The sequence below is a fragment of the Inquilinus sp. NPDC058860 genome (assembly GCF_042743185.1).
Classification (GTDB): domain Bacteria; phylum Pseudomonadota; class Alphaproteobacteria; order DSM-16000; family Inquilinaceae; genus Inquilinus.
This window is the reverse complement of record NZ_JBHYMS010000010.1, coordinates 130,351-152,984: the sequence shown is the minus strand read 5'-3', so window position 1 is coordinate 152,984 and position 22,634 is coordinate 130,351. Positions and strand designations below refer to the sequence as shown.

21 protein-coding genes are annotated in these 22,634 nt (G+C 70.2%); 13 read left to right on the top strand and 8 right to left on the bottom strand.

Features of this window, described 5'->3' with window-relative positions:
- Positions 1–137 precede the first annotated feature (137 nt).
- On the top strand, positions 138–2,219 hold the full coding sequence (recG, locus tag ACFW16_RS09750) for an ATP-dependent DNA helicase RecG (RefSeq protein ID WP_380304260.1): 2,082 nt from the start codon (positions 138–140) through the stop codon (positions 2,217–2,219).
- Here recG and ACFW16_RS09745 read toward each other — a convergent pair.
- Positions 2,216–2,986 (bottom strand): slipin family protein, encoded by a 771-nt coding sequence (locus ACFW16_RS09745; protein WP_380304258.1) that lies wholly within the window; start codon positions 2,984–2,986, stop codon positions 2,216–2,218. The two genes, recG and ACFW16_RS09745, sit on opposite strands and share 4 nt — an antisense overlap.
- Complete coding sequence (locus ACFW16_RS09740) at positions 2,983–4,377, bottom strand: nodulation protein NfeD (protein WP_380304256.1); 1,395 nt, start codon at positions 4,375–4,377, stop codon at positions 2,983–2,985. The genes ACFW16_RS09745 and ACFW16_RS09740 overlap by 4 nt, the downstream gene beginning before the upstream one ends.
- A gap of 179 nt (positions 4,378–4,556) precedes the next feature.
- On the opposite strand from ACFW16_RS09740, the gene ACFW16_RS09735 reads away from it, so the two are divergent.
- Positions 4,557–5,969 (top strand): Nramp family divalent metal transporter, encoded by a 1,413-nt coding sequence (locus ACFW16_RS09735; RefSeq protein ID WP_380304254.1) that lies wholly within the window; start codon positions 4,557–4,559, stop codon positions 5,967–5,969.
- Between the two features lie 41 nt (positions 5,970–6,010).
- Here ACFW16_RS09735 and ACFW16_RS09730 read toward each other — a convergent pair whose 3' ends face one another.
- Complete coding sequence (locus tag ACFW16_RS09730) at positions 6,011–7,162, bottom strand: porin (RefSeq protein WP_380304252.1); 1,152 nt, start codon at positions 7,160–7,162, stop codon at positions 6,011–6,013.
- 204 nt (positions 7,163–7,366) lie between these two features.
- Between ACFW16_RS09730 and ACFW16_RS09725 the strand changes: the two genes are divergently transcribed.
- Complete coding sequence (locus ACFW16_RS09725; protein ID WP_380304250.1) at positions 7,367–8,827, top strand: DEAD/DEAH box helicase family protein; 1,461 nt, start codon at positions 7,367–7,369, stop codon at positions 8,825–8,827.
- 24 nt (positions 8,828–8,851) lie between these two features.
- Positions 8,852–9,235 carry an ankyrin repeat domain-containing protein gene (locus ACFW16_RS09720; protein WP_380304248.1) on the top strand — a complete coding sequence of 128 codons (384 nt, stop codon included), beginning with the start codon at positions 8,852–8,854 and terminating at the stop codon, positions 9,233–9,235.
- Here ACFW16_RS09720 and ACFW16_RS09715 read toward each other — a convergent pair whose 3' ends face one another.
- Positions 9,236–11,365: an FUSC family protein gene (locus ACFW16_RS09715; protein WP_380304246.1), complete on the bottom strand. Its 2,130-nt coding sequence runs from the start codon at positions 11,363–11,365 to the stop codon at positions 9,236–9,238.
- Between the two features lie 321 nt (positions 11,366–11,686).
- Here ACFW16_RS09715 and ACFW16_RS09710 point away from each other — a divergent pair, with 321 nt between their 5' ends.
- From ACFW16_RS09710 to ACFW16_RS09685, 6 genes are all read left to right on the top strand, one after another.
- Positions 11,687–12,514, top strand: a complete 828-nt coding sequence (locus tag ACFW16_RS09710; protein WP_380304244.1) for a metallophosphoesterase family protein — start codon at positions 11,687–11,689, stop codon at positions 12,512–12,514.
- Entirely contained in the window at positions 12,511–13,680 is a 1,170-nt protein-coding gene (locus ACFW16_RS09705; protein ID WP_380304242.1) for an ABC transporter ATP-binding protein, read from the top strand. The genes ACFW16_RS09710 and ACFW16_RS09705 overlap by 4 nt, the downstream gene beginning before the upstream one ends.
- A complete protein-coding gene (locus tag ACFW16_RS09700) occupies positions 13,673–14,599 on the top strand; it encodes a carbohydrate ABC transporter permease (protein ID WP_380304240.1) in 927 nt (308 codons plus the stop codon). Before ACFW16_RS09705 ends, ACFW16_RS09700 begins: the two co-directional genes overlap by 8 nt.
- Positions 14,596–15,426, top strand: coding sequence for a carbohydrate ABC transporter permease (locus ACFW16_RS09695; protein ID WP_380304238.1), 831 nt, complete (start codon positions 14,596–14,598; stop codon positions 15,424–15,426). The genes ACFW16_RS09700 and ACFW16_RS09695 overlap by 4 nt, the downstream gene beginning before the upstream one ends.
- 32 nt (positions 15,427–15,458) lie before the next feature.
- Complete coding sequence (locus tag ACFW16_RS09690) at positions 15,459–16,724, top strand: ABC transporter substrate-binding protein (RefSeq protein ID WP_380304236.1); 1,266 nt, start codon at positions 15,459–15,461, stop codon at positions 16,722–16,724.
- Positions 16,725–16,791: 67 nt separating this feature from the next.
- A complete protein-coding gene (locus ACFW16_RS09685) occupies positions 16,792–17,529 on the top strand; it encodes a GNAT family N-acetyltransferase (RefSeq protein ID WP_380304234.1) in 738 nt (245 codons plus the stop codon).
- 96 nt (positions 17,530–17,625) lie between these two features.
- Here ACFW16_RS09685 and ACFW16_RS09680 read toward each other — a convergent pair whose 3' ends face one another.
- Together ACFW16_RS09680 and ACFW16_RS09675 are read right to left on the bottom strand one after the other, a co-directional pair.
- Complete coding sequence (locus tag ACFW16_RS09680; RefSeq protein ID WP_380304232.1) at positions 17,626–18,096, bottom strand: SRPBCC family protein; 471 nt, start codon at positions 18,094–18,096, stop codon at positions 17,626–17,628.
- An 81-nt stretch (positions 18,097–18,177) separates the two neighbouring features.
- A complete protein-coding gene (locus tag ACFW16_RS09675) occupies positions 18,178–18,672 on the bottom strand; it encodes a winged helix-turn-helix transcriptional regulator (protein WP_380304230.1) in 495 nt (164 codons plus the stop codon).
- A gap of 97 nt (positions 18,673–18,769) precedes the next feature.
- Between ACFW16_RS09675 and ACFW16_RS09670 the strand changes: the two genes are divergently transcribed.
- Positions 18,770–19,345: a dihydrofolate reductase family protein gene (locus tag ACFW16_RS09670; RefSeq protein ID WP_380304229.1), complete on the top strand. Its 576-nt coding sequence runs from the start codon at positions 18,770–18,772 to the stop codon at positions 19,343–19,345.
- 6 nt (positions 19,346–19,351) lie between these two features.
- Here the strand turns inward: ACFW16_RS09670 and ACFW16_RS09665 are convergent, their stop codons facing one another.
- A complete protein-coding gene (locus ACFW16_RS09665) occupies positions 19,352–20,332 on the bottom strand; it encodes a zinc-binding alcohol dehydrogenase family protein (RefSeq protein ID WP_380304227.1) in 981 nt (326 codons plus the stop codon).
- Between the two features lie 98 nt (positions 20,333–20,430).
- Here ACFW16_RS09665 and ACFW16_RS09660 point away from each other — a divergent pair, with 98 nt between their 5' ends.
- Positions 20,431–20,826, top strand: a complete 396-nt coding sequence (locus ACFW16_RS09660) for a winged helix-turn-helix transcriptional regulator (RefSeq protein WP_380304225.1) — start codon at positions 20,431–20,433, stop codon at positions 20,824–20,826.
- Here the strand turns inward: ACFW16_RS09660 and ACFW16_RS09655 are convergent.
- Positions 20,823–21,320 (bottom strand): Lrp/AsnC family transcriptional regulator, encoded by a 498-nt coding sequence (locus ACFW16_RS09655; protein ID WP_380304223.1) that lies wholly within the window; start codon positions 21,318–21,320, stop codon positions 20,823–20,825. The genes ACFW16_RS09660 and ACFW16_RS09655 overlap by 4 nt on opposite strands.
- A 46-nt stretch (positions 21,321–21,366) precedes the next feature.
- Here ACFW16_RS09655 and ACFW16_RS09650 point away from each other — a divergent pair, with 46 nt between their 5' ends.
- A complete protein-coding gene (locus tag ACFW16_RS09650; protein ID WP_380304221.1) occupies positions 21,367–22,557 on the top strand; it encodes an MFS transporter in 1,191 nt (396 codons plus the stop codon).
- Positions 22,558–22,634: the final 77 nt, after the last annotated feature.

Below are 22,634 nucleotides of genomic sequence, written 5' to 3'. Positions count from 1 at the left end.
GTGCTGGCCCGATGCCCCGCATCGCGCTGCGCACGGCTCCTGCCCTGGCGCCTTCCGTGATCGGCGCAGACCGTACCCAGGGCGGGAGAGGCGGGTTAAGGTGCGTGTCCACGTGAGCCCCCATATAGACCCGAGCCTTGCGTCCGCAAATCCTCTTCCCGCTCTTTGCTGCCATCGAATCCCTGCACGGCATCGGTCCGAAGATCGCCCGGCTGATCGAAAGACTGGCCGGGCCGAAGGCGCTGGACCTGCTGTGGCACCTGCCTTCGGGCGTGATCGACCGTCGCCGGGTGGTCACCCTGCGCGAGGCCCAGCCCGGCGGCATCGTCACCCTGACCCTCAGGATCGATGGCCATATCTGGGGCTCGTCCACTCGCGCGCCGCACCGGGTCCGCGCCTCGGACCCGACCGGGACGATCGACCTCGTCTTCTTCCACGCCCAGGCGAAATGGCTGGAGACGACCTTCCCGATCGGCCAGACCCGCATCGTCTCCGGCCGGATCGAGCAGTATCAGGGCAGCCTGCAGATGCCGCATCCCGACCGGGTCGGCACGCTGCAGGAGCGTGAGGCGATCGCGGTGGTCGAGCCGATCTATCCGCTGACCGCCGGGCTGCAGCCGCGCACCCTGGCCAAGGTGATCGCCGACGCCGTCGCCCGGGCGCCGGAGCTGCCGGAATGGCAGGACCCTGCCTGGCTGCAGCGCCGCGGCTGGCCCAGCTGGCAGGACGCGCTGCGCCGGGCCCATGCGCCCGGGGATGCGGCCGACCTGCTGCCCGTCGCCCCGGCCCGGCAGCGCCTGGCCTATGACGAGCTGCTGGCCAACCAGCTGGCTCTCGCCTTGTTCCGCCGCTCCACCCGTCAGCGCCCCGGCCGGCCGACCAAAGGCGACGGGTCGCTGCGGGAAAAGGTCGAATCCGCCCTGCCCTTCGCCCTGACCAACGCCCAGCGCCTGGCCCTGACCGAGATCTATGCCGACATGGCGGCGCCGAACCGGATGCTGCGGCTGCTGCAGGGCGATGTCGGCAGCGGCAAGACCGTGGTCGCGCTCCTGGCCATGCTGGCGGCGGTGGAGGACGGCCGCCAGGCGGCGCTGCTGGCCCCGACCGAGATCCTGGCCCGGCAGCACCGCGAGACGCTGGCGGCGCTGCTGCAGCCGGTCGGGTTGGAGCCGGGCCTGCTGACCGGCCGCGACAAGGGCAAGGTACGGAAGGAGACCCTGGCCGGCCTGGCCGACGGTTCGATCCGCATCGCCGTCGGCACCCACGCGCTGTTCCAGGAGAGCGTCGAGTTCGCCGACCTGGCCGTGGCCGTGATCGACGAGCAGCACCGTTTCGGCGTGCATCAGCGGCTGCAGCTCTCAGCCAAAGGCGAGGGCGTCGACGTGCTGGTGATGACCGCGACGCCGATCCCGCGCACGCTGCAGCTGACCGCCTATGGCGACATGGAGGTGTCGAAGCTGACCGAGAAGCCGCCGGGGCGCACGCCGGTCGACACCCGCGCCGTCTCGGCCGAGCGGATCGACGAGGTGGTGGCCGGCATCGGCCGGCATCTCGCGAGCGGCGGCAAGGCCTATTGGGTCTGCCCGCTGGTCGAGGAATCGGAGACCAGCGACCTGGCCGCCGCGACCGACCGCTTCGACGACCTGCGCCGCATGTTCGGCGAGAAGGTCGGGCTGGTGCACGGCAAGATGAAGGCGGCGGAGAAGGATGCGGTGATGGCCGGCTTCGCCGAGGGCGGCATCGACCTCCTGATCGCCACCACCGTGATCGAAGTCGGCGTCAACGTGCCGGCGGCCACGGTGATGGTGATCGAGCATGCCGAGCGCTTCGGCCTGGCCCAGCTGCATCAGCTGCGCGGCCGGGTCGGGCGCGGCGACGCCGCGTCGCGCTGCATCCTGCTGTATTCCCCGCCGCTGTCGGAGACGTCGCGGCAGCGCCTGGCGACGATCCGCGAGACCGAGGACGGCTTCCGCATCGCCGAGGAGGATCTGCGCCTGCGCGGCGCCGGCGAGGTGCTGGGCACGCGGCAGAGCGGCCTGCCGGAGTTCCGCGTCGCCGACATCGACTCCCAGGGCGACCTGCTGGCCGTGGCGAAGGACGACGTCGCCCTGATCCTGAACAAGGACCCGGAGCTGGAAGGTCCGCGCGGCCAGGCGCTGCGCACCCTGCTGTACCTGTTCGAGCACGACAGCAGCGCGAAATACCTGCGGGCGGGCTAGCTTTGCTCCCCATCCGGCCGGCGGGTGAAGTGTCCGAGCAGGTCCATCGGCAGCGGGAAGACCACGGTCGAGGAGCGCTCGCCGGCGATGTCGTGCAACGCCGCGAAATAGCGCAGCTGCATCGCCTGCGGCTCGCGCGCCAGCATTCGGCCGGCCTCCACCAGCTTCTCCGCCGCCTGCTGCTCGCCCTCGGCATTGATCACCTTGGCCCGACGCAGCCGTTCCGCCTCCGCCTGCTTCGCGATCGCCCGGATCATGCTCTCGTTGAGGTCGACATGCTTGATCTCGACATTGGTGACCTTGATGCCCCAGGCGTCGGTCTGCTGGTCGAGGATCTCCTGGATGTCGGCATTGAGGCGGTCGCGCTCGGCCAGCATCTCGTCGAGATCGTGCTTGCCGAGCACCGAGCGCAACGTGGTCTGCGCCAGCTGGCTGGTCGCGGCCATGAAGTCCTCGACCGCGATGATCGCCCGCTCCGGATCGACGATGCGGAAGTAGAGCACGGCGTTGACCTTGACCGAGACGTTGTCGCGCGAGATCACGTCCTGGGGCGGTATATCCTGCACCACCACGCGCAGGTCGACCCGCACCATCTGCTGCACGACGGGCACGAGCAGGATCAGGCCAGGCCCCTTCACCCCGGTGAAGCGGCCAAGGGTGAAGACCACGCCGCGCTGGTATTCGCGCAGGATGCGGATCGCCGCAGCGATGAACACGACCGCCAGTACCAGCAGCAGGGCATAGGCCATATTGTCGAGAATGGTCATCGTCGATCTCCGTCCCGAGGCGCGGCCCGCCGCCGGACCAGGAGCGTCAGCCCGCGGATGCCGGCGATCTCCACCGTCTCGCCCGGACCGAAGCCGGCTTCGCCGCGGGCCTGCCAGCGCTCACCGCGGGCGAAGACATGGCCCGCCTCGCCCTCCCAATCGATGATCCGCGCCGGTAATCCCTGCATCGACTGGGCGCCGACCCCGGCCGGGCGCCGCCGGACCAGCCAGAGCTGACGGCTGACGGTGAAAACCAGCCCGGCCATCATCGCGATCGCGATGCCGATGACCGGCCAGGAGAGCTGGTATCCGGGCCCCTGGATCCGCAGCAGCATGGCGGCGCCGAGCAGGAAGGCGACGACGCCGCCCAGGCCGAGCACCACGGTGGGATTGAAGGCTTCGACCACCAGGAAGGCGACGCCGAGCAGCATCAACGCCAGGCCGGTGTAGTCGATCGGCAGCATGTCGAGGGCATAGAAGCCGAGGACCAGGCAGACCGCGCCGATGACGCCCGGGGCGACCGCGCCGGGGCTGGTGAACTCGAAGATCAGGCCGTAGACGCCGATCAGCATCAGGATGATCGCGACATTGGGATCGGTGATGACGGAGAGCAGCCGGATCAGCCAGCCCGGCTCGATCGTCTCCAGCGCCAGCCCCTTGGTTGCCAAGCGCCGATGAGTCCCGTCCGCCATGACGACGCTGCGGCCGTCGATCCGCTTCAGGAGATCGGCCGGATCCCGGGCGACGAGGTCGATGACCCCGGCGGTCAGCGCGGCGTCGGCCGACAGGCTGGCCGCCTCCCGCACCGCCTTCTCCGCCCAGTCGGCGTTGCGGCCGCGCAGCTCCGCCAGGCTGCGGATGAAGGCGACGGCGTCGTTCGTCACCTTCGCCATCATCGCATCGCCGCCGGTTCCGCCCTTGTCCTCGTCGCCCGGGCCGGGCGTCCCCGGCAGCCCGGGCGGCGCACCGCCGATCTGCGCCGGCGTGGCGGCGCCGAGATTGGTGCCCGGCGCCATCGCCGCCACATGCGCGGCGTAGAGGATATAAGTGCCGGCGCTGGCGGCGTGAGCGCCCGACGGCGCGACGAAGCCGGCGACCGGCACCGGCGAGGCCAGCATCTCGGCGATGATCTCGCGCATGCTGGTGGCGAGGCCGCCCGGAGTGTCCAGGCGCAGGATGACGACCGCGGCCTGCCGCCCCACCGCCTCGGCCAGGGCGTCATGCACGTGGCGCGCCGTCGCCGGACCGATCGGCCCATCGATCGCGACCATCAGCGCCGGCCCGGACGGCACAGCCCCGGCCGTGCCATCCTCCGCGGCCGCAGGGCTGGAGGCGCCGATCACACCGGCGACGAGAATCGCCGCAAACAGGGCCGCACGCGACGCGCTCACGCTTCCGAGCTCCTTTCGGAACGATATGGGCGCTTCGGGATCATCCGACCATGGCGGAGGGTACGGTTTGGGCTCGTCTGCCGCGCCGAAATGTCGGACGATAGCCTTCGCAACCGGACGCATTCGCAAGCCCGACGACGATCGGGCGGGATGCGCGGAGCTGAGAAGGGGAAACCGCCATGACCGACATCGCCCAGGGGCGAACCACAGACATCGACGATCCCTATCACCTCACCCCGGAAGGCGTCCGCGAGCCGCCCGCAGGCTGGGGCGCCAGCCTGAAGCATCTCGGACCCGGGCTGATCCTGTCGGCCTCGATCGTCGGATCCGGGGAGCTCGTCGCCACCACCACGCTGGGTGCGCAGGTCGGCTTCGCCCTGCTCTGGATGGTGATCTTCTCGACCTTCGTGAAGGTGGCCGTGCAGGTCGAGCTGGCGCGCTGGACCATCTCCACCGGGCAGCCGGCCCTGACCGGCTACAACAAGGTGCCGCCGGCCGTCGGGCGTATCGGCTGGGTCAACCTGCTGTGGGTCGTCATGGCGCTGTCGAAGATCCTGCAGGTCGGCGGCGTCCTGGGCGGCACCGCGCTGGCCTTCTCGATCCTGATGCCGCTGGGCGGCGACCCGCTCGGCACCACGTCGCTCGGGATCTGGACGGCGCTCCTGGTCTGCGTCTCGATCGCCCTGCTGTATTCCAACAACTACAACCTGATCGAGCGCGGCGCGGTGCTGCTGGTCGTGGTCTTCTCCTTCGTCACGGTGGTGATCGCGCTCGGCCTGCCCTTCACGCCCTATCCCTATGCCGCCGGCGATCTGGCCACGGGGCTGGCCCTGACCATCCCGGCAGGCGCGGTGGGCGCCGCGATCGCGATGTTCGGCATCACCGGCGTCGGCGCGGACGAGCTGACCTTCTACACCTACTGGTGCGTCGAGAAGGGATATGCCCGGTCGGTCGGCCCCAATGACGGCAGCGAGGCCTGGAAGCGCCGCGCCCGGGGCTGGATCAGCGTGATGTACAAGGACGCCTTCCTGTCCTGGTGCATCTACACCTTCTCGACCATCGCCTTCTACATCATGGGCGCCGCGGTGCTGAACCCGCAGGGGCTGGTGCCGGCCGGCAACGAGATGATCACCACCGTCTCGCGCATGTACACCGATACGCTCGGCGAATGGGCCGGGTTCCTGTTCCTGGTCGGCGCGATCGCGGTGCTGGGCTCGACCCTGTGGGCCTCGATCCCGAGCTGGTCGCGGATGTATGTCAACCTGCTCGCCGTCATCGGCGCGGTGGACTGGCACGACACGCGGCAGCGGACGCGCTGGATCCGCATCTTCACCGTGGCGCTGCCGATCATCTGGGGGCTGGCCTACATGACCGTGCAGTCGCCGGTGCTGATGATCCAGATCGGCGGCGTGGCGACCGGGATCTTCCTGCTCGCCGCGGTGGTGGCGGTCTGGTACCTGCGGCGGTCCGAAACCGATCCCGACCTGTATGGCGGGGCGGCGTTCAACGCGCTTCTGGTGATCAGCAGCATCGCCATCGTGCTGCTGGGTCTCTACACCGGCGCCAACGTGCTGGGAATCAAGCTGGCCTGAGGCGGTCGGGGGCGCGGCAGGACCGCGCCCCGGGGTCCGGATCAGAAGGTCAGGACCGTGCCGGCGGTCAGGGCCGAGGTCTCGAAGTCCTTGCCCACGCGGAACTCGTTCTTCTCGTAACGCAGCTCGCTGAACAGGTTGAGCCCCGGCGCCAGGTTGTAGACCAGGGTCCCGATCACACTGTGGTTGGTCTTCAGGTCCTGGCCGTCGGTGAAGGAGGAATCCAGCCCGTTGCCCTTCTCAGCCGTGGTGTAGGCATAGCCGACCGAGGCCAGCCACGGGCCGGTGGTGTAGGACAGGTCGCCGACGATCGAGTCGATCGCCTTGTCGGTCTGATACATGCTGGAGAAGTGCGTCCAGTTCACGCTGGCCCAGAAGGCGTTGGCGAAGCCGACCTGGCCGCCGAGGGTGTAGGCCTCGAAGTCATGGTTGCCGCTGACGCCGTTGCCGTTATAGGCCGTGGCGGCGAGGCGCACCGCGGTGCCGTCGAAGCTCTGGCTGTAGTCGACGCCGCCGCCGATCACATTCTCGTAGAGGGTGCTGCTGTCGTTGAACAGGTCGTTGCGGCCGCCGTTGCCGGCATGGCCGTTGCCGCCGACGACCGGCGTGAAATCGACACCGAAGGAGAAACCCGCCAGGTTCGGCGAGGTGTACTTGATCTTGGTGTCCTTGTTGCTCAGCCCGCCGATGGTGTCATACGCGGCCACGGCGAAGAACCTGTCGCTGCCGCCGAAGGTGTTGGCGGAGCTGCGGAAGCCGTCGGCCCAGTCGGTGTCGAGGCCGAACTTCGTGGCCAGCGTCTGATGCGCGTAGACCACGCCGATATCCTCGGCAATGTAGGGGGCGTCGCCGAAGGTGACCGTGCCGAAGTCGCCCTTGACGTAGACATAGGTGCGGTCGACCGTGACGTCCTGGCGCCGGTTGACGTTGTTGAACCGGATGCGGGCGCCGTATTCCAGGCCGGAATCGGTGACGTTCTTGATGTCGAACTGCATCCGCGCGCCGGACGCGAAGTCGTAGTCGCGATCGAACTTCTCGGTGCCGTTGTCGGTCAACGACAGCCCTGCCAGGAAGCCGATGCGGCCGGAGATCTTGAGCTGCAGGCCCGACGTCACATTGGCGTCGTCGGCCTGGGCCGTACTCGCGACGGCGAGGGCCGCCAATGCGGCCCCACAGAATAAGCTCTTCCTCATGGAAACCTCTGATCGCAAGCGATCGTTTCGGGATGACGCGGCGCACCATGCTCCCGGCCATCCATAAAACAAAGCAAAAACAACGATGTAACAGGAATATCATACCATTGCCTTGGACACAGGGAACACGTCCTGCCAAGAGGCCGGCCGGGAATCGCGGCGGGTGCCATTGCGCTTCGCCCCGGATCGGGCCAGGAAGGCGCGATGGAGACCATCGATCCGGCTGCCAAGATCCGCCCTGCCGATGACGGCCCCGGCTTCGTGCCGCGGCCGCACCAGCTGGTGGCCCGAGACGCCATCCTCGCGGCCCGGACGAAGGGGCGACCGGGCTTCCTGCTGGGCGATCTGACCGGGCTGGGCAAGACCCTGTCGGCCTGGCTGGCGGTCGCGGCGATGCCGGAGAACGAGGTGCTGGTGATCTGCCCGAAGGGCGCCGTGCCGCAATGGCGCCGGACCATCGCCCGCTCCGGCACCGCGGCGAAGCGGGTGACGCTGATCAATTTCGAGAAGACCAAGGTGCTGCTGGCGCCGCCGCCGGCCAGCACCAAGCGGTCGACCCGGGCCAAGAACAACGAGCTGGCGAAGCACGGCACGCCGAAGCGAACCTGGCCGATCGTGGTGATCGACGAGGCGCACCGCATCCGCAACCCGAACTCTCAGCAGGGCCTCGTCTGCCGGCAGATGGCCGCGGCCGCCGCGTTCACCATCTATATAAGCGCCACCGCCGGCCAGGCGCCGCACGAGCTGTCCTATCTCGGCCGGCTGCTGGCCGAGGCTGCGGGCGGCACCGGCGACCTCGACGGATTCCGCGCCCTGATGAAGCGGCTGCGCATCGGCCGCGCCAAGGGCCGCTGGAAGAACTGGAGCTGGGAGCCGAACCCGGAGGACCGCCGGGTGATGGCCGACCTGCTGTACAAGGGATCCAAGGCGATCGGGCTGCGCCGCCGGCCGGAGGACATCGCCGGCTGGCCGGAGGTGCAGCGCGAGCTGGCGCCGACCGCGCTGGACGCGCCGGCCCGGCGGCTCTACGAGGCGACCTGGCGCGAGTTCCGGCGCGAGCTCGGCCTGGCCGGCGGCAGCACCCGCCGCGCCACCGGCTGGGCGGCCGACCTGCGCTTCCGCCAGAAGGCTAGCCTGCTGCGCATCGCCGGCACCGCCGATTTCTGCGAGGACCTGCTGGCCAACGGGCAGCAGGTCGCGGTCTCCGTCGCCTTCCTGGAGACCAGCGCCATGCTGGCCGAGACGCTGCGCGGCCGCGGCTGGTCGGTTGGCGAGATCAACGGCACGCAGACCGGCAACGCCAACGAGGATGTCCGGATCGCCTTCCAGACCGGCCGGCTGGACGCGGTGCTGTTCACGGTCACGGAATCGATCTCGCTGCATCGCGGCGAGCTGCCGGGCGGCGACCGCGACCGGTCGCTGGTGGTGCACGACATGCGCCACAGCGCCATCCAGCTGCAGCAGATCGAGGGGCGCTGCCACCGCGACGGCGAGCGCGCGGTGATCTACTACGCCTATGCCGAGGGCACCGTGGAGGAGAGCGTGGCCGCCACGGTGATCGACCGCATGGCGTCGATGGAGGCCATGGCCGGCGACGACACCGCCATGCTCGACGCCATTGCCGCCGTGGTCGAGAGCGCAGCGATGCGGCGCGATGCGGCCTGATACTCCTATGGTGAGAATGCCTTGATGAACGCCGATGATGTGCTGAGACGCTACAAGGACGAGGATCTGCCCGATTTTGCCGGGATCGACCTGTCCGACGTGAACCAGGTCGGGATCTTCGGCGACGCCCCGATCCATGTCGCGGCAAACCGCGGCCGGACCGACGAGATCACGGCGCTGCTGGACGGCGGCGCCGATGCGAATGCGTCGGGCGAGCTCGGCAATACCCCGCTGCACGAAGCCGTGATGCAGAACCGGATCGAGGTCGTCAAGCTGCTGCTGGCCCGCGGCGCCGATCCGCAGCGGCGGAACGACTTCGGGGGCACGCCGCCGGACATCGCCCGCGCCCGCCAGAACCGACGCCTGATCCGGCTTCTGGAAGGCAACGGCCCAGCCCGCCGCCGCTGACTACCAGAGGTTCGTCTGCGGCGGCACGGCCGCCCCGGCTCCGATCACCCCGGCCAGCGCCTCGACGGCGTCGACCATACGGTCGGTCGCCTCAAGCAGCGCCATGATCACCGGCAGATCCGCGTCCGGCTGGCGGGCCGGGTCGAGCAGCTCGGCCAGCGCCCGGTGGCGCGCCGGCAGGTCGGACGGGATCGCCGGCGCCCGGTGGTCGCGCAGCGCCGCCGCCAGCTCGCCCAGGGCGGCGGCGATGGCATGGCCGAAGGACCCGATCGCGGCATGCTTCGCCAGCGCCGCGCCGCCGTGGTCGTGCAGTGCGCTCTCCAGCGCCATGCCGGCACGCAGGATGCGATTGGCATTGGCGAAGATCGCCTCGGCCCGCGCCGGCTGCTCGGGATCGGCCGGCTCGACCCGCAGCCGTTCGACCGAGGCCTGGGCATTGACCCGGGCGCCGCGGGCGGCGGTGCGGGCCTCGGCCTGGGCCTTCGGGTCGGTGCCGAGCAGCGCGGCCAGATAGGCGGCGTAGGCGTCGAGCATGGCGGCGATCACCGGCCGCTCGCGCCCCCGCTCCCAGGTCGGCCACAGCAGATAGGCGGCCAGCGCCAGCAGGCTGCCCAGCACGGTGGCGACGCCGCGGTCCAGCAGCGTATGGCCGGCCGGCTGCCCGGCCAGGCCCAGCAGCAGCACCACCACGGCGGTCAGCAGCGACACCGCCAGGCCGTAATGCACCGGCACCAGGTAGCGGAACCCGAAATAGAGCGGCGCGAGCAGCAGCGCCTGGGCCAGCGGATGGTCGGCCACCAGATAGACGACGGCGGTGGCCACCAGCAGTCCGGCGAGGGTGCCGAACATGCGCAGCAGGCCGAAGCTGACGGTGCCGCCGAAATCCGGCTTCAGCACGATCACCACGGTCATCGCGATCCAGTAGAACTGCGGCAGGCCGATGGCGCGGCCCAGCGCCTCCGCCGCCACCACGCAGACGGTAAGCCGCAGCGCATGCCGGAAGGCGGCGGAGGACAGCGACAGGTTGGCGCGAAGCGTCGCCAGCGGCGCGCCGGGGCGCAGCGCCGCCGGCTGCAGGGCGTCGCGCTCGGCCGCCCGCCGGTCGCCGCGGGCGCCGGCCTCGGCCGTGTTGCGGATCGCGGCGCGCAGGGCGCCGGCCAGCCCGATCGCCCGTGCCTCCGCCAGGTGCAGGCGGGACCGCAGGAGCGGATCGTGCGTGGCGTGGCGGGCGTCACGCAGCCCGGCCAGCGCCGCCTCGAAGCCCTTCAGCGCCGCCCCGCCCTCCATCGGCCGGCCCTGGCGCAGCGCCATGCCGAGGCCGCGCAGCACCACCGCCGCCTGGCGCATCACGGCCGGCAGCGCCGGATCATCGACCTGCCCGCGCAGGTCGGACAGGGCCAGGAGCTCGAGCCGGATGCGCTCGGCCAGGCCGAGCAACACCCGGAACGCCTCGACCCCACGGATCCGGGCGGCACCGCCGCGGGCCAGCAGCTGCTGTGCCTCGCCCAGGGAATCGGCCAGCGGCATGAACTCCGTGTCCTCCGGCATCGCCCGGGCGATCTCCGACAGCATGCGGTAGACCGAGGCCAGCGCGTCGCGCTCCGGCTGGTAGATCCGGAGCGGCCAGGCGGCGACAGAGAACAGCGTCGCCAGCAGGCCGCCGGCGAAGAACAGGCCGGAGGCGGCCCAGGGATCGAAGCCGTGGCCGGCGGTGCCCGCGGTCACAACCAGCACGATCAGGATCGCGGTGCCACCCTGCGTCGCCACCGGGCCGAGCGCCACCAGCATGGCAAGAAGGAAGGCGGAGACCGCGAGCACCGGCAGGAAGGGCAGCCATTGCGTGCCGAGCGAGAAGCCGGCCAGGGCCGCCAGCCCGGCGCCGAGCGAGATCAGCAGCATGCGGCGCAGGCGCAGCGCATGCGGCCCCGGCGCGTCGGAGGTGACGACGTTGAGCGCGCCGCCGGCGACGGCGAGCCCGACATCGGTCTGGCCGGACAGCACGCCGAGGACCACCGGCAGCGCCACGGCCAGCGCGTTGCGCAGCGCCACCGGCCAGGGGATGGTGGCGCGGTTCCATTGCACCAGGGCCATCAGCAGCGGCGATCGCCGGCGGGTCGCCGCCTCGGTCATCGCCATTCCGCCTGCCACCCTCGAACGATCATCCATCCGCCTTCTTCGAGTCGCCCCCCGGACCATGATGCCCGCCGATGCTTCACGGCGTCGACCGCCGATCCGGCTCGGCGGACATCGATTCTTCATGCACACGCAACAGATCCGTCATCTCCGGCTCCTATCATCCGCGCGCCGCGAGACGCAGCGGAACCGGACACCGGCCGCGGCACCAAAGCTCGCATTTCGACACATCCGATTGCCGCCGCTCGTCGGACCGCCCGATGCGCGGGTGCTTTGCCATGACGTCCGGCGCGATCGGCAGCAGCAAAGGAGCCGACCGTGCGGGTGATCCAGATCACCGATACCCATCTGAGCCCCGGCAAGCGCCATTTCGCGCCGAACTGGGCGCCGCTGGCGGAGTGGCTGCAGGCCGCGCGGCCGGACCTGGTGGTCCACACCGGCGACCTCAGCGTCGACGGGGCCGATGTCGAGGCCGATCTGGAGCATTGCGCCGAGCTGCTGCGCGCCCTGCCCTTCCCCGTGCTGTCGGTGCCCGGCAACCATGATGTCGGCGACCTGCCCGGGACGCGCCAGCCGGCCAATCGCGAGCGGCTGGAGCGCTGGCGCCGCATCGTCGGGCCGGACCGCTGGGTGCACGACCAGCCCGGCTGGCGCCTGGTCGGGCTGAACAGCCAGGTTATCGGCGACGACGACGCGGAGGAGGCGGAGCAGTTCGCCTGGCTGGAGGGCGTGCTGGAGGCCTGCGAGGGCCGCGGCGTCGCGGTCTTCACCCACAAGCCGATCTTCGTCGACCGGCCGGACGAGGGCGACACCGGCTATTGGAGCATCCGCCCGGCGCCGCGCCGCCGGCTGCTGGAGCTGTTCGAGCGGCACGGTGTGGCCCTGGTCGCCAGCGGCCACCTGCACCGCGCCTGGACCGGCGCCCATCTCGGCACCCGCTATGTCTGGGGCCCCTCCTCCGGCTTCGTCGTCGGGCCGATGGAGCGCGACATGCCGGGCGACCGCATCCTCGGCGCCGTGATCCACACCCTCGACGAGACGGTGTCGAGCGAGATCGTGGAGCTGCCGGAGCTGCAGCCCTTCGTGATCGACGACGTGATCCACGAGGTCTATCCCCGCCACCAACCCGCCGAGGCCGCTTCGTGACCGGGCTCGCCCTGCGCCGCATCAGCAAGGCCTTCGGCGGCAACCGTATCCTGCAGGACGTGACCATCGAGGCGGCGCCGGGCGAGTTCATCGCCCTGGTCGGCCCGTCCGGCTGCGGCAAGACTACGCTGCTGCGCATCGCCGCCGGGCTGGAGCACGCCGACACCGGATCGGTGCAGTTGGACGACCGCGACATCACGGCGCTGCGCCCTGCGGCGCGCGACATCGCCATGGTGTTCCAGTCCTACGCCTTGTACCCGCATCTCACGGCCGGCCAGAACATCGCCGTGCCGCTGGCGATGCGGCGGCTGTCGACAGCCCAGCGCCTGCCCTTCATCGGCAACCTGATGCCCGGCCAACGAGCGCTGCGCGCGGAGATCCAGACCCAGGTCCGCGACACGGCTGCCAGCCTGAGGATCGACCATCTGCTGGACCGCAAGCCGGGCCAGATGTCCGGCGGCCAGCGCCAGCGGGTGGCCCTGGCCCGCGCCCTGGTGCGCCGGCCTGCCGCCTTCCTGATGGACGAGCCCCTGTCGAATCTCGACGCCAACCTCCGCGTCCACACCCGCGGCGAGATCGTCGAGCTGCACCGCCGCGCCGGCGTCACCACGCTCTACGTCACCCATGACCAGTCCGAAGCGCTGAGCATGGCCGACCGGGTGGCCGTGATGATGGGCGGCCGGCTGCTGCAGCTGGACAGCCCGGCGAAGGTCTATGCTGACCCGGCCCATGTCGAGGTGGCGCAGTTCATCGGCAGCCCGCGCATCAACCTGCTGCAGACGGTGCTGGACGAGACGCGCGCCGCCCGCATCAGCGGCCGGGTCCTGGTCGACGACGTCGAGGCCGCGCCCGGCACGGCGGTAAGGCTGGGTGTGCGGCCGGAGGCGCTGCGCCTCCTGATGCCGGGCCAGCCGGGCCTGGCGGCGCCCAGCCTGACCGCAAAGGTGCGGCGGCTGGAGTTCCTGGGGTCCGAGCTGCTGGTCTTCCTGGCCCTGGCCGACGGCGCCGAACTGGTCGCCAAGACTGCCCCGGCCTTGGCGGTTGACCTGGCCCCCGGCGCGCCGGCGACCCTGGCGGTCGACGCCGCCGAAATCCTGGTCTTCGGCCCGGAGGGCGGCCGCCTGCCGGTGACGGCGGCGCCGCTTCGGATCGCCGCCCATGGCTGATCTCGCCCTCGACGACGGCACCGCCCGCCGGGCCGCGCGGGCCGCGGCGCGGGCGGAGGGCTTCGCCGCCTGGCGCTTGTCCGCCCCGGCGGTGCTGCTGCTGGCGATGCTGATCCTGGCGCCCACGCTGGCGGTGGTGGGGTTCAGCCTGAGCGACTACGAGCTGGGCTATGACGGCATCCGGTTCATCGGTCTCGACAACTACGCCGAGCTGCTGGGCGACCGCACCTTCCTGATCTCGCTGAAGAACACTGCGATCTACACCGCCATCGTCACCCCGGCTTCGGTGCTGCTGGGCCTCGGCGTCGCCCTGCTGATCGAGGCGGAGACGCGCGGCCGCGCCCTGTTCCGCACTGTCTACTTTCTGCCCGTCGCCTCGCTGCTCGTGGCCATGGCCACGGTCTGGCAGTACCTGCTGCACCCCAGCATCGGCCCGGTGAACGAGATGCTGCGCCTGTTCGGCATCCCCGGCCCGAACTGGCTGGGCGACAGCAAGACCGTGCTGCTGAGCCTGGCGCTGATCGGCGTGTGGCAGTCGGTCGGCTTCAACATGGTGCTGTTCCTGGCCGGGCTGACCGCGATCCCGCGCGAGCTGTATGCCGCCGCCGAGATCGACGGCGCCGCCGGCGCCTGGGAGCGGTTCCGGCTGGTGACCTGGCCGATGCTGGGGCCGACGACGCTGTTCGTGATCACCATCAGCGTGGTCAACGCGGTGAAGGTGTTCGAGACCGTCGGCACCCTGACCCAGGGCGGCCCGAACAAGGCGTCGGAGGTGCTGCTCTGGACCATCTACCAGGAAGGCTTCGTCTATCTCCGGGTCGGCTACGCCTCGGCGATGACGGTGGTGTTCCTGGCCGTGCTGGTGGTGCTGATGCTGCTGCAGTACCGCGTCCTCGACCGCCGGGTGCATTACGCATGACCGCCTGGTCCCCCCTCAGGATCACCCGCCTGGCCTTGCTGTCGCTCGGGGCCCTGGTCTTCGTCGCGCCCTATCTGTGGATGCTGTCGGTCGCGCTGAAGCCGCAGGACGAGATCTTCTCCTCGTCGCTCTCGCTGCTGCCGCAGCGCTGGGCGCTGGTGGAGAACCTGACCAAGGCGGTGACCCGGGTGCCGATGGCGCAGATCCTGCTGAACGGCGTGATCGTCTGCGGCCTGATCCTGGTGCTGCAGGTGCTGGTCGCCGTGCCCTGCGCCTATGCCATGGCCAAGCTGCGCTTCCGCGGATCCCGGGCCATGGTCACGATGATCATGCTGGGCCTCCTGGTGCCGATCCACGCCATCGCCCTGCCGATCTACGTGGCGCTGTCGGCCACCGGGACGCTGAACACCTACGTCGCGCTGGTGGCGCCCTTCACCATCTCGGTGTTCGGCATCTTCCTGTTCCTGCAGTTCTTCCGGGCGATGCCGGACGACCTGATCGCCGCGGCGCGGCTGGACGGGATGTCGGAGCTGGCGATCGTCTGGCGCGTCATCGTGCCGAACGCCTGGCCGGCGATCACCGCCTTCGCGATCTTCTCGGTCGTCGCCCATTGGAACGACCTGTTCTGGCCGCTGATCGTGGTCAGCGATACCCGCATGGCGACGCCGCCGCTGGGCCTGCTGTTCTTCCGCGCCGCCGAAGCCGGGGACGACTACGGCGCGCTGATGGCCGCCACGGTGGTGGTCACCCTGCCGCTGGTCGCCGCCTTCCTGGCCGCCCAGCGCCGCTTCATCGAAGGCATCACCCTGACCGGGCTGAAGGGCTGACCCGGTCGTATTTCTTCCAGAGAGGGGCAAACGTGAAATTGATCCGAACCGCGCTGGCGGGCATGGCTCTGGCGGCGGGGCTGGTGGGTGCCGCGCAGGCCGAGACCACCCTGACCGTCCATTACCCGATGCCGGGCTTCTTCAAGGACGTGATGGACACGATCTCGCAGAAGTTCATGGCCGAGCATCCGGACATCAAGATCGTCTTCGCCAGCCCGTCGCCGACCTATGAGGACGGGCTGCAGCTGATCCTGCGCCAGGCCGGCACCGCCGAGATGCCGGACATCACCTTCATCGGCCTGAACCGGCTGCGGGTGGTGGCGGAGCGCGGCATCTCGGTCGACCTCAAGCCCTTCGTCGAGAAGGACGGCCATATGGCCGAGCAGGGCTTCAGCGACCATATCCTGGGCCTGGCCCAGTTCGGCGGGCAGCAGGCCGGGCTGGCCTTCGCCACCTCGAACCCGATCATGTACTACAACGCCGACCTCGTGCGGAAAGCCGGCGGCAATCCCGACACTCCGCCCAAGACCTGGGACGAGGTGCTGGCGCTGGGCGCCAAGATCAAGGCGCTGGGCGACGGCGTCGACGGCATCGACTTCCGCTGGCAGGGCGACGACTGGATGTTCAGCGCCCTGCTGTTCGGCGCCGGCGGCGACATGCTGTCGGCGGATGAGAAGAAGGTCGCCTTCGACGGGCAGGAGGGGCTGGCCGCCTTCACCCTGGTCCAGCGCATGGTCACCGAGGGCGGCATGCCCGTCTTCACCAAGTCCGCCGGCGAGCAGGCCTTCGTCGCCGGCAAGGTCGGGATCGAGTTCCAGACCACGGGCGCGCTGCGGAACACCATCAAGAATGTCGGCGACAAGTTCGAGCTGCGGACCGCGGCGATCCCGCTCTTGGACCCGGCCAAGGGCCGGCTGCCGACCGGCGGCAACGCCGCGGTGATGCTGACCCGCGACCCGGCCAGGCAGCAGGCGGCCTGGGAGTTCATCAAATTCGCCGCCGGCCCTTACGGCGCCTCGGTGGTGGTGCCCGGCACCGGCTATGTCCCGAACAACGAGATGGCGCCCAAGTCGGCCGAATATCTCGGCGATTTCTATGCCAAGAACCCGCTGTTCCGTGCCGGGTTGGAGCAGATGCCGAAGATGCGGCCGTGGTACGCCTTCCCCGGCACCAACGGCGTGAAGGTGACCCAGACCATCGTCGACAACCTGTCGCGGGTGGTGGAGCAGAGCGCGACGCCGGAGGAGGCCCTGGCCGACGCCGCCGACGAGGTGCAGAAGCTGCTGCCGCGGCGCTGAATCGTCGCTACATAGAGAGAGGGCCGGGCAGCCGTCCGGCCCTTTCCGTTTCCGGGGATCAGCGCCCATGTCCGCCGACGATATCGCCTGGAGAGTCGAGGAAGCCTGCCAGAACGCCTGGCCGTCGCCACGGCAGATGTTGCTGGGCGGCTGGCTGCTGCGCGCCTCCGGCGGCGCCACGCGACGCACCAACTCGGTCAACCCGCTGCGCAGCGGCCCGCGCGACCCGAGCGGCATCATCGCCGCGGCGGAAGGGATCTATCGCGGCCTCGGCCAGCCGGCCCGGTTCCGGGTGCCGTCGATCGCTGCGGGCATGGACGGACCGCTGCAGCGGCAGGGCTATGCCGCCGAGGCCGAAACCGCCACCCTGCTGGCGGACCTGGCCGACCACCGGCCGCGGGACTGCGCCTGGATCGAGCTGTCGGACCGGCCGGACGAAGATTGGCTCGCCCTGCGGTCCGACCCGGACGATCCGGTGTTCCGCCAAATGCTCGACAGCATCGTCCTGCCCAAGACCTTCGCGTCCTGCCGGATCGACGGCCGGGTGGTGGCGACGGCCTATGGCGTCGTGCATGACCGGCTGCTGGTGGTCGAATCCGTCGCCACCGACCCCGAGCACCGACAGCGCGGATACGGGACGCGGACCGTCGGCCATCTGATGGACTGGGCGCTGACCCGGGGCGCCGGCGGCGCCTGCCTGCAGGTGGTGGCCGACAACCAGCCGGCCCTGGCGCTCTACGGGTCGCTGGGCTTTCGCACCGAGCTGTACCGCTACCACTATCGCAGCAAGGCCACGGCCGGCTGATCGGAAGAGTGGGTTGGGTTCGCGACTGCGAACCCAACATGGGTGCGGTCCGAACGGTGTTGGGTTCGCCCAACGCGAACCCAACCTACGGCGGCGTCAGATCTTCGTCACGAGCTCGGCCAGCTGGTCGGCGCACTGGCCCCAGCCCTCGTGGAAGCCCATCTTCTCATGCGCCTCGCGGTCGGCTACGGTCCAGTGCAGGGCCCGGGCCGTGTAGCGGGTCTTCCCGCCCTCGTCCTCGAAGGTGATGATGCCGGTGAAGAACGGCTTCTCCGACGGCTCCCAGGCGCGGGTGTAGGCGTCGGTGAAGACCAGGCGCTCGTTCCTGACCACTTCGAGATAGACGCCCCGCATCGGGGATTCGGTCCCATCGGGGCCGCGCATCACGATCAGGTTGGAGCCGCCCGGGCGCAGATCGACCTCGATCACCGGGGTGGTCCAGGGCCGCGGCGTGAACCACTGCTTCATCAGCTCGGGCTCGGTCCAGGCGCGGAACAGCTTCTCGCGCGGCGCGTCGATCAGGCGGGTCAGGACGAGCTCGCGGTCGGAGGTGGGGGTGGGGATCACGGGGGCATCTCCTGGTTTGAATCTTTGATGCCCCAAGGACGGTCCCCTGGCCGAGGTTCCGACACGGCCTCGAAAATTTCCTCAGCCGGCGGCACGGACCGCCAGGAACGCGTCGCGCAGCCGCTCGGCAACGGTTGGGCCGCTGCGCCGGCGCGGCCGGCCGAGATGGGTGCTGCGCAGGTCCTCCATGAACTCCTCCCACAGCGCCGGCCCGCCCTCCTCCAGCAGCTGGGCGCGGATCGACAGGTCGCGGGTGGCCGGCATGTGGCGGCGGCCCCAGGCGCCCATATGGGCCAGGAGCGGCACCAACTGAATCGCCTTCTCGGCCAGGCTGTAGATCGCCTTCTGCTTGTGGGTCTCGTCGCCAGCGCGGGTCAGGAACCCGGACTCGGTCAGGCGCTTCAGCCGGTCGGCCAGGATGTTGGAGGCGATGCCCTCCTCCGACTGGGTCAGCAGCTCGCGGAAATGCCGCCGGTCGCCGAACATGATGTCGCGGATCACCAGCAGGCTCCAACGGTCGCCCAGGGCCTCGAGGGTGAGATTGATCGGACAGCCGGATCGCGGTTCGCTGGTCATGCGGGTCGCTCCTTTTCCGCTTGCAATATGCAATCGGAATGGATAGAACGCAACCAGTTGCGATACGCAATCAGAATAATTCGAGAGGAGGACACCCATGCGCAAGGCCATCCTGTCGATGTTCATCAGCCTGGACGGCTACATCACCGGGCCGAAGGGGGAGTTCGTGCCGCCGCAATGGTCCGACGACCTGGCGACGCACTGGTCCGGCTATGCCCTGGAGCGGGCGGGCCACCTGCTCTACGGCCGGGTCAACTTCCTGTTCAACAAGGCGTTCTGGGAGCCGGCGGCAACCGATCCGGACAGCCCGGCCGCAGGCATCTCCTGGGCCCCGGTGATGAACCGGCTGCCCAAGACCGTGTTCTCGACCACGCTGGCCGGCGATCCCGGCTGGAACGGCACGGTGGTGCGCGACGACCTGGAGGGCGCCGTCGCGCGGCTGAAGGCGGAAGGCGACGGCGACCTGTTCATGTTCGGCGGCGCCGGCATCGCCCAGAGCTTCGTCGCCCGCGACCTGTTCGACGAGTACCGGCTGATGGTGACGCCGAACCTGTTCGGCGACGGACAGCGTCTGTTCGCCCCAGGCTTCGACCGCATCGACCTGAAGCTGATCGAGACCAGGCCGCTCGACACCGGCGCCGTGATCCTGCACTACCGGCGCGAGCGCGGCTGAACCTTCCTACGGGATCAGCACGACCTTGCCAGTGCTCCGGCGGCTTTCCAGCGCCCGGTGCGCCTCGGCGGCCTGGTCCAGGCGGTAGCGCCCGCCCTGCCGCACCGTCAACGCACCGGCTGCGGCCAGGGCGAACAGCTCCGCCAGATCGGTCCGCAGACCTTCGGGCGTCAGCAGCGGCAGCAGGGCGAAGCCCTTCAGGGACTGGTTCTGGAGGATCATTCCTTCCAGCTCGGCGGCCCCGAGTTCGAACCGGCCCAACGCGCCGAACACCAGCTCGCCGCCCGGCGCCAGGGCGTCGAGGCAGGCCTTGGTCACGGCGCCGCCGACGGTGTCGTAGATGATGTCGGCCCCCAGCCCGCCGGTGGCCACCTGGACCCTGGCGGCCCAGCCGGACTCGCGATAGTCGATGCCGAGATCCGCTCCCAGGCCGCGGGCGACATCCAGCTTCTCCGGCCCGCCCGCCACGGCGATCACCCGCTCCGCGCCGGCGCGCCGGGCGAGCGGCAGCAGCAGAGATCCGACGCCGCCGGCCGCGGCGGTGACCAGCACCGTCCGCCCGCGCAGCGGACTGTGCCGCGCCAGATGCAGCGCAGACAGCCCCTGCACCAGCAGCGCCACGGCATCCTCGAAGGACAAGTCGTCGGGCAGCGGCACGACGGAACCGGCGTCGGCGGCGACATACTCGGCGTAGCCACCAGTGGGGCGGCCGATCGCGAACATCGGCACCGCGACCCGCACGCCATGCAGGGCAGCGTCGACGCCCTCCCCCACCGCCTCGATCTCTCCTGCCACCTCGACGCCCGGGACCATCGGCAGCTCGGGCGTCACGGCGTAGAGATCCCGGCGCAGCAGCGTCTCGAAATAGTTCACCCCGGCGGCCCGCACCCGGACCAGCACCTCGCCTGGGCCGGGTGGCGGGGTCGGCCGCTCGACGATCTCGAGCACCTCGGGCCCGCCGAAGCGGCTGAACTGGACGGCTTTCATGGCCTCACCTGGCGTTGGACAGCGTAAGGCGCCTTTTGCCAGTATGCCGATCTGCGGCTCTACACACCCTTTCGTTCCATACTGACCAGAAGGTGACCATGGCCGAGACGATCAAGCGGCTGCCGGTGCTGCCGGTGGAGCGCGCCTTCAAGGTGGTCGGCGGCCGCTGGAAGGCGGTCATCCTGTACCACCTGTTCGAAGGACCGCGACGGCTGTCCCAGCTCCGGCGATCGCTGCCCGAGATCAGCCAGAAGGTGCTGATCCAGCAGTTGCGCGAGATGGAGGAGCACGGCCTGGTCCACCGCGAGATCTTCCGCCAGGTGCCGCCGCGGGTGGATTACACGGCCACGTCGCTGGGGCTGAGCCTGGAGCCGGTGCTGCGCGCCCTGTGCGACTGGGGCCAGCGCCACGCTGCCGCGCTGGACGAGCTGGACCGCCTGGCCGAATGCCGCCTGCGGCCCGCGCAAACCATAGACGCGTCACCCGCTCCCTAACCGGCCGGCAGCGCCCCGCGCTCCAGATGCGAGCTGAGGACGATGTAGCTGCGCGTGCCCTGGACGCCGGGGATGTCGTAGATCACCCGCAGCAGGTCCTCCAGCCCCTGGGCGTCTTGCGTCCGCACCTTCAGCATCACGCAGGTGTCGCCGGTGACGGTGTGGATCTCCTCCACATCCGGCCGCTGCGCCAGGTCGAGCATCTCCTGGGTCTTGCCCCAGCCGGTCGTGTTGACATGGATGAAGGCCAGGATCGGCTTGCCGAGCTTGCGCCCATCCAGCGCCGCCACCGTGGCCTTGATCACCCCGTCGCGCTTCAGCCGCTTCACCCGCTCATGCACCGCCGGCGGCGACAGGTTCAGCGCCCGGCCGAGCTCGGCGTAGCTCAGTGTCGCATCGGTCGCGAGCAGCCCTAACAGCTTTCGGTCGACAGCATCGAGGGATGGGGCCTCGGCGGGCCGGCGCCGAACCGTTTTCGTATTTTCGATGACCACGTGAATCACTCTTCATGACCGAACCAGGTTCGGCGAGTATCGCCTCATGCCCGAACACCATCAACATCAGAGCGCTGTCTCGCTGCAGACTGCGATCCTGACCGCCGGCATCGCCGTGGTCGGCTCGAACTCGCTGGTGCTGAGCCCGATCCTGGGCGACGTCGCCGCGGCGATGGGGGCGACGCCGGTGGCCGTCTCGCACGCCATCGCCGCCTATGGTGGGGCGACCGCGCTGTCGGCCTTCCTGCTGGCACCGCAGATCGATCGCATCGGACCACGCCGGGCGCTGCTGGGCGGCATGGTCGGGCTGGCGGCGGCGACGCTGCTCTCGGCCTTCGCCATGCATTGGCTGATGCTCGCGGCAGCCCAGGCGCTGGCCGGGCTCGGCGCCGGGATCATCCTGCCCTCGATCTACACCCTGGCCACCACCATCGCGCCGCCGGGCCGGGAATCCCGGGTCCTGGGCCGGGTGCTGACCGGCTGGTCGATCTCCATGGTCGCCGGGGTACCGGCCGCCGCCCTGGTCGCCGAGACGCTGGGCTGGCGCGCCGTCTTCCTGCTGCTGGCGGGCCTGGCAATCCTCTCCATGTTCGGCACCGCCCGGCTGCCGGCCCCGCCGCGCCCGCGGGCAGCGAGGCCGGGACTGAGAGCGCTGGTCGCCCCCCTCGCCTATCCCGGAGTGCCGGCGCTGCTGGCGATCTGCCTCGGCTTTATGGCGTCCTTCTACGGCGTCTACGCCTTCATCGGCGACCATGTGCGGGCTACGCTCGGCCTCAGCGCCAGCCAGGCGGGGGTGATCGTGCTGACCTACGGCGTCGGCTTCGGCGCCGCCAGCCTGGGCGACGGGCTGGTCGACCGGCTGGGGCCGCGCCGGCTGTTCCCGCTGGTGCTGCTGGCTGTGGCGGCGATCTACGCGCTGATGCTGCCGGCGGCGCACAGCTTCGCCGCGATCGCCGCGCTGACCGGGCTGTGGGGCTTCGCCAACCATTTCGGGCTGAACATCCTGGTGCTGCTGCTGTCCCGGGCGAAGCCCGAGGCGCGCGGCGCGGTGCTGGGGCTGAACAGCGCCGTCACCTATCTCGGCACCCTGACCGGCACCGGCCTGGCCGGGATCGGCTATGCCGCCGCCGGCTTCCCGCCGCTGGCGACGGGCGCGGCCGCCGCTTGCCTCGCCGCCGCCGTGGTCGCCGCGACGGCGCTGCGGCCACGCAGGGTCACAGGCCCCGCGGCATCCTGACGCCGTTCGCTGCCGGAAACGCGGCGGTCGCCCTGTCCGAACAGCCTGGACGGACCAGTTCCCTGGTCTCACCCTGA

Bases quoted from the DNA above. Each gene is read 5' to 3' on its own strand.
- ACFW16_RS09745 (WP_380304258.1), bottom strand. From the start codon at position 2,986: ATGACCATTCTCGACAATATGGCCTATGCCCTGCTGCTGGTACTGGCG.
- ACFW16_RS09735 (WP_380304254.1), top strand. From the start codon at position 4,557: ATGACCGACATCGCCCAGGGGCGAACCACAGACATCGACGATCCCTAT.
- ACFW16_RS09730 (WP_380304252.1), bottom strand. From the start codon at position 7,162: ATGAGGAAGAGCTTATTCTGTGGGGCCGCATTGGCGGCCCTCGCCGTC.
- ACFW16_RS09725 (WP_380304250.1), top strand. From the start codon at position 7,367: ATGGAGACCATCGATCCGGCTGCCAAGATCCGCCCTGCCGATGACGGC.
- ACFW16_RS09720 (WP_380304248.1), top strand. From the start codon at position 8,852: ATGAACGCCGATGATGTGCTGAGACGCTACAAGGACGAGGATCTGCCC.
- ACFW16_RS09715 (WP_380304246.1), bottom strand. From the start codon at position 11,365: ATGACCGAGGCGGCGACCCGCCGGCGATCGCCGCTGCTGATGGCCCTG.
- ACFW16_RS09700 (WP_380304240.1), top strand. From the start codon at position 13,673: ATGGCTGATCTCGCCCTCGACGACGGCACCGCCCGCCGGGCCGCGCGG.
- ACFW16_RS09695 (WP_380304238.1), top strand. From the start codon at position 14,596: ATGACCGCCTGGTCCCCCCTCAGGATCACCCGCCTGGCCTTGCTGTCG.
- ACFW16_RS09685 (WP_380304234.1), top strand. From the start codon at position 16,792: ATGTCCGCCGACGATATCGCCTGGAGAGTCGAGGAAGCCTGCCAGAAC.
- ACFW16_RS09675 (WP_380304230.1), bottom strand. From the start codon at position 18,672: ATGACCAGCGAACCGCGATCCGGCTGTCCGATCAATCTCACCCTCGAG.
- ACFW16_RS09670 (WP_380304229.1), top strand. From the start codon at position 18,770: ATGCGCAAGGCCATCCTGTCGATGTTCATCAGCCTGGACGGCTACATC.
- ACFW16_RS09665 (WP_380304227.1), bottom strand. From the start codon at position 20,332: ATGAAAGCCGTCCAGTTCAGCCGCTTCGGCGGGCCCGAGGTGCTCGAG.
- ACFW16_RS09660 (WP_380304225.1), top strand. From the start codon at position 20,431: ATGGCCGAGACGATCAAGCGGCTGCCGGTGCTGCCGGTGGAGCGCGCC.
- ACFW16_RS09650 (WP_380304221.1), top strand. From the start codon at position 21,367: ATGCCCGAACACCATCAACATCAGAGCGCTGTCTCGCTGCAGACTGCG.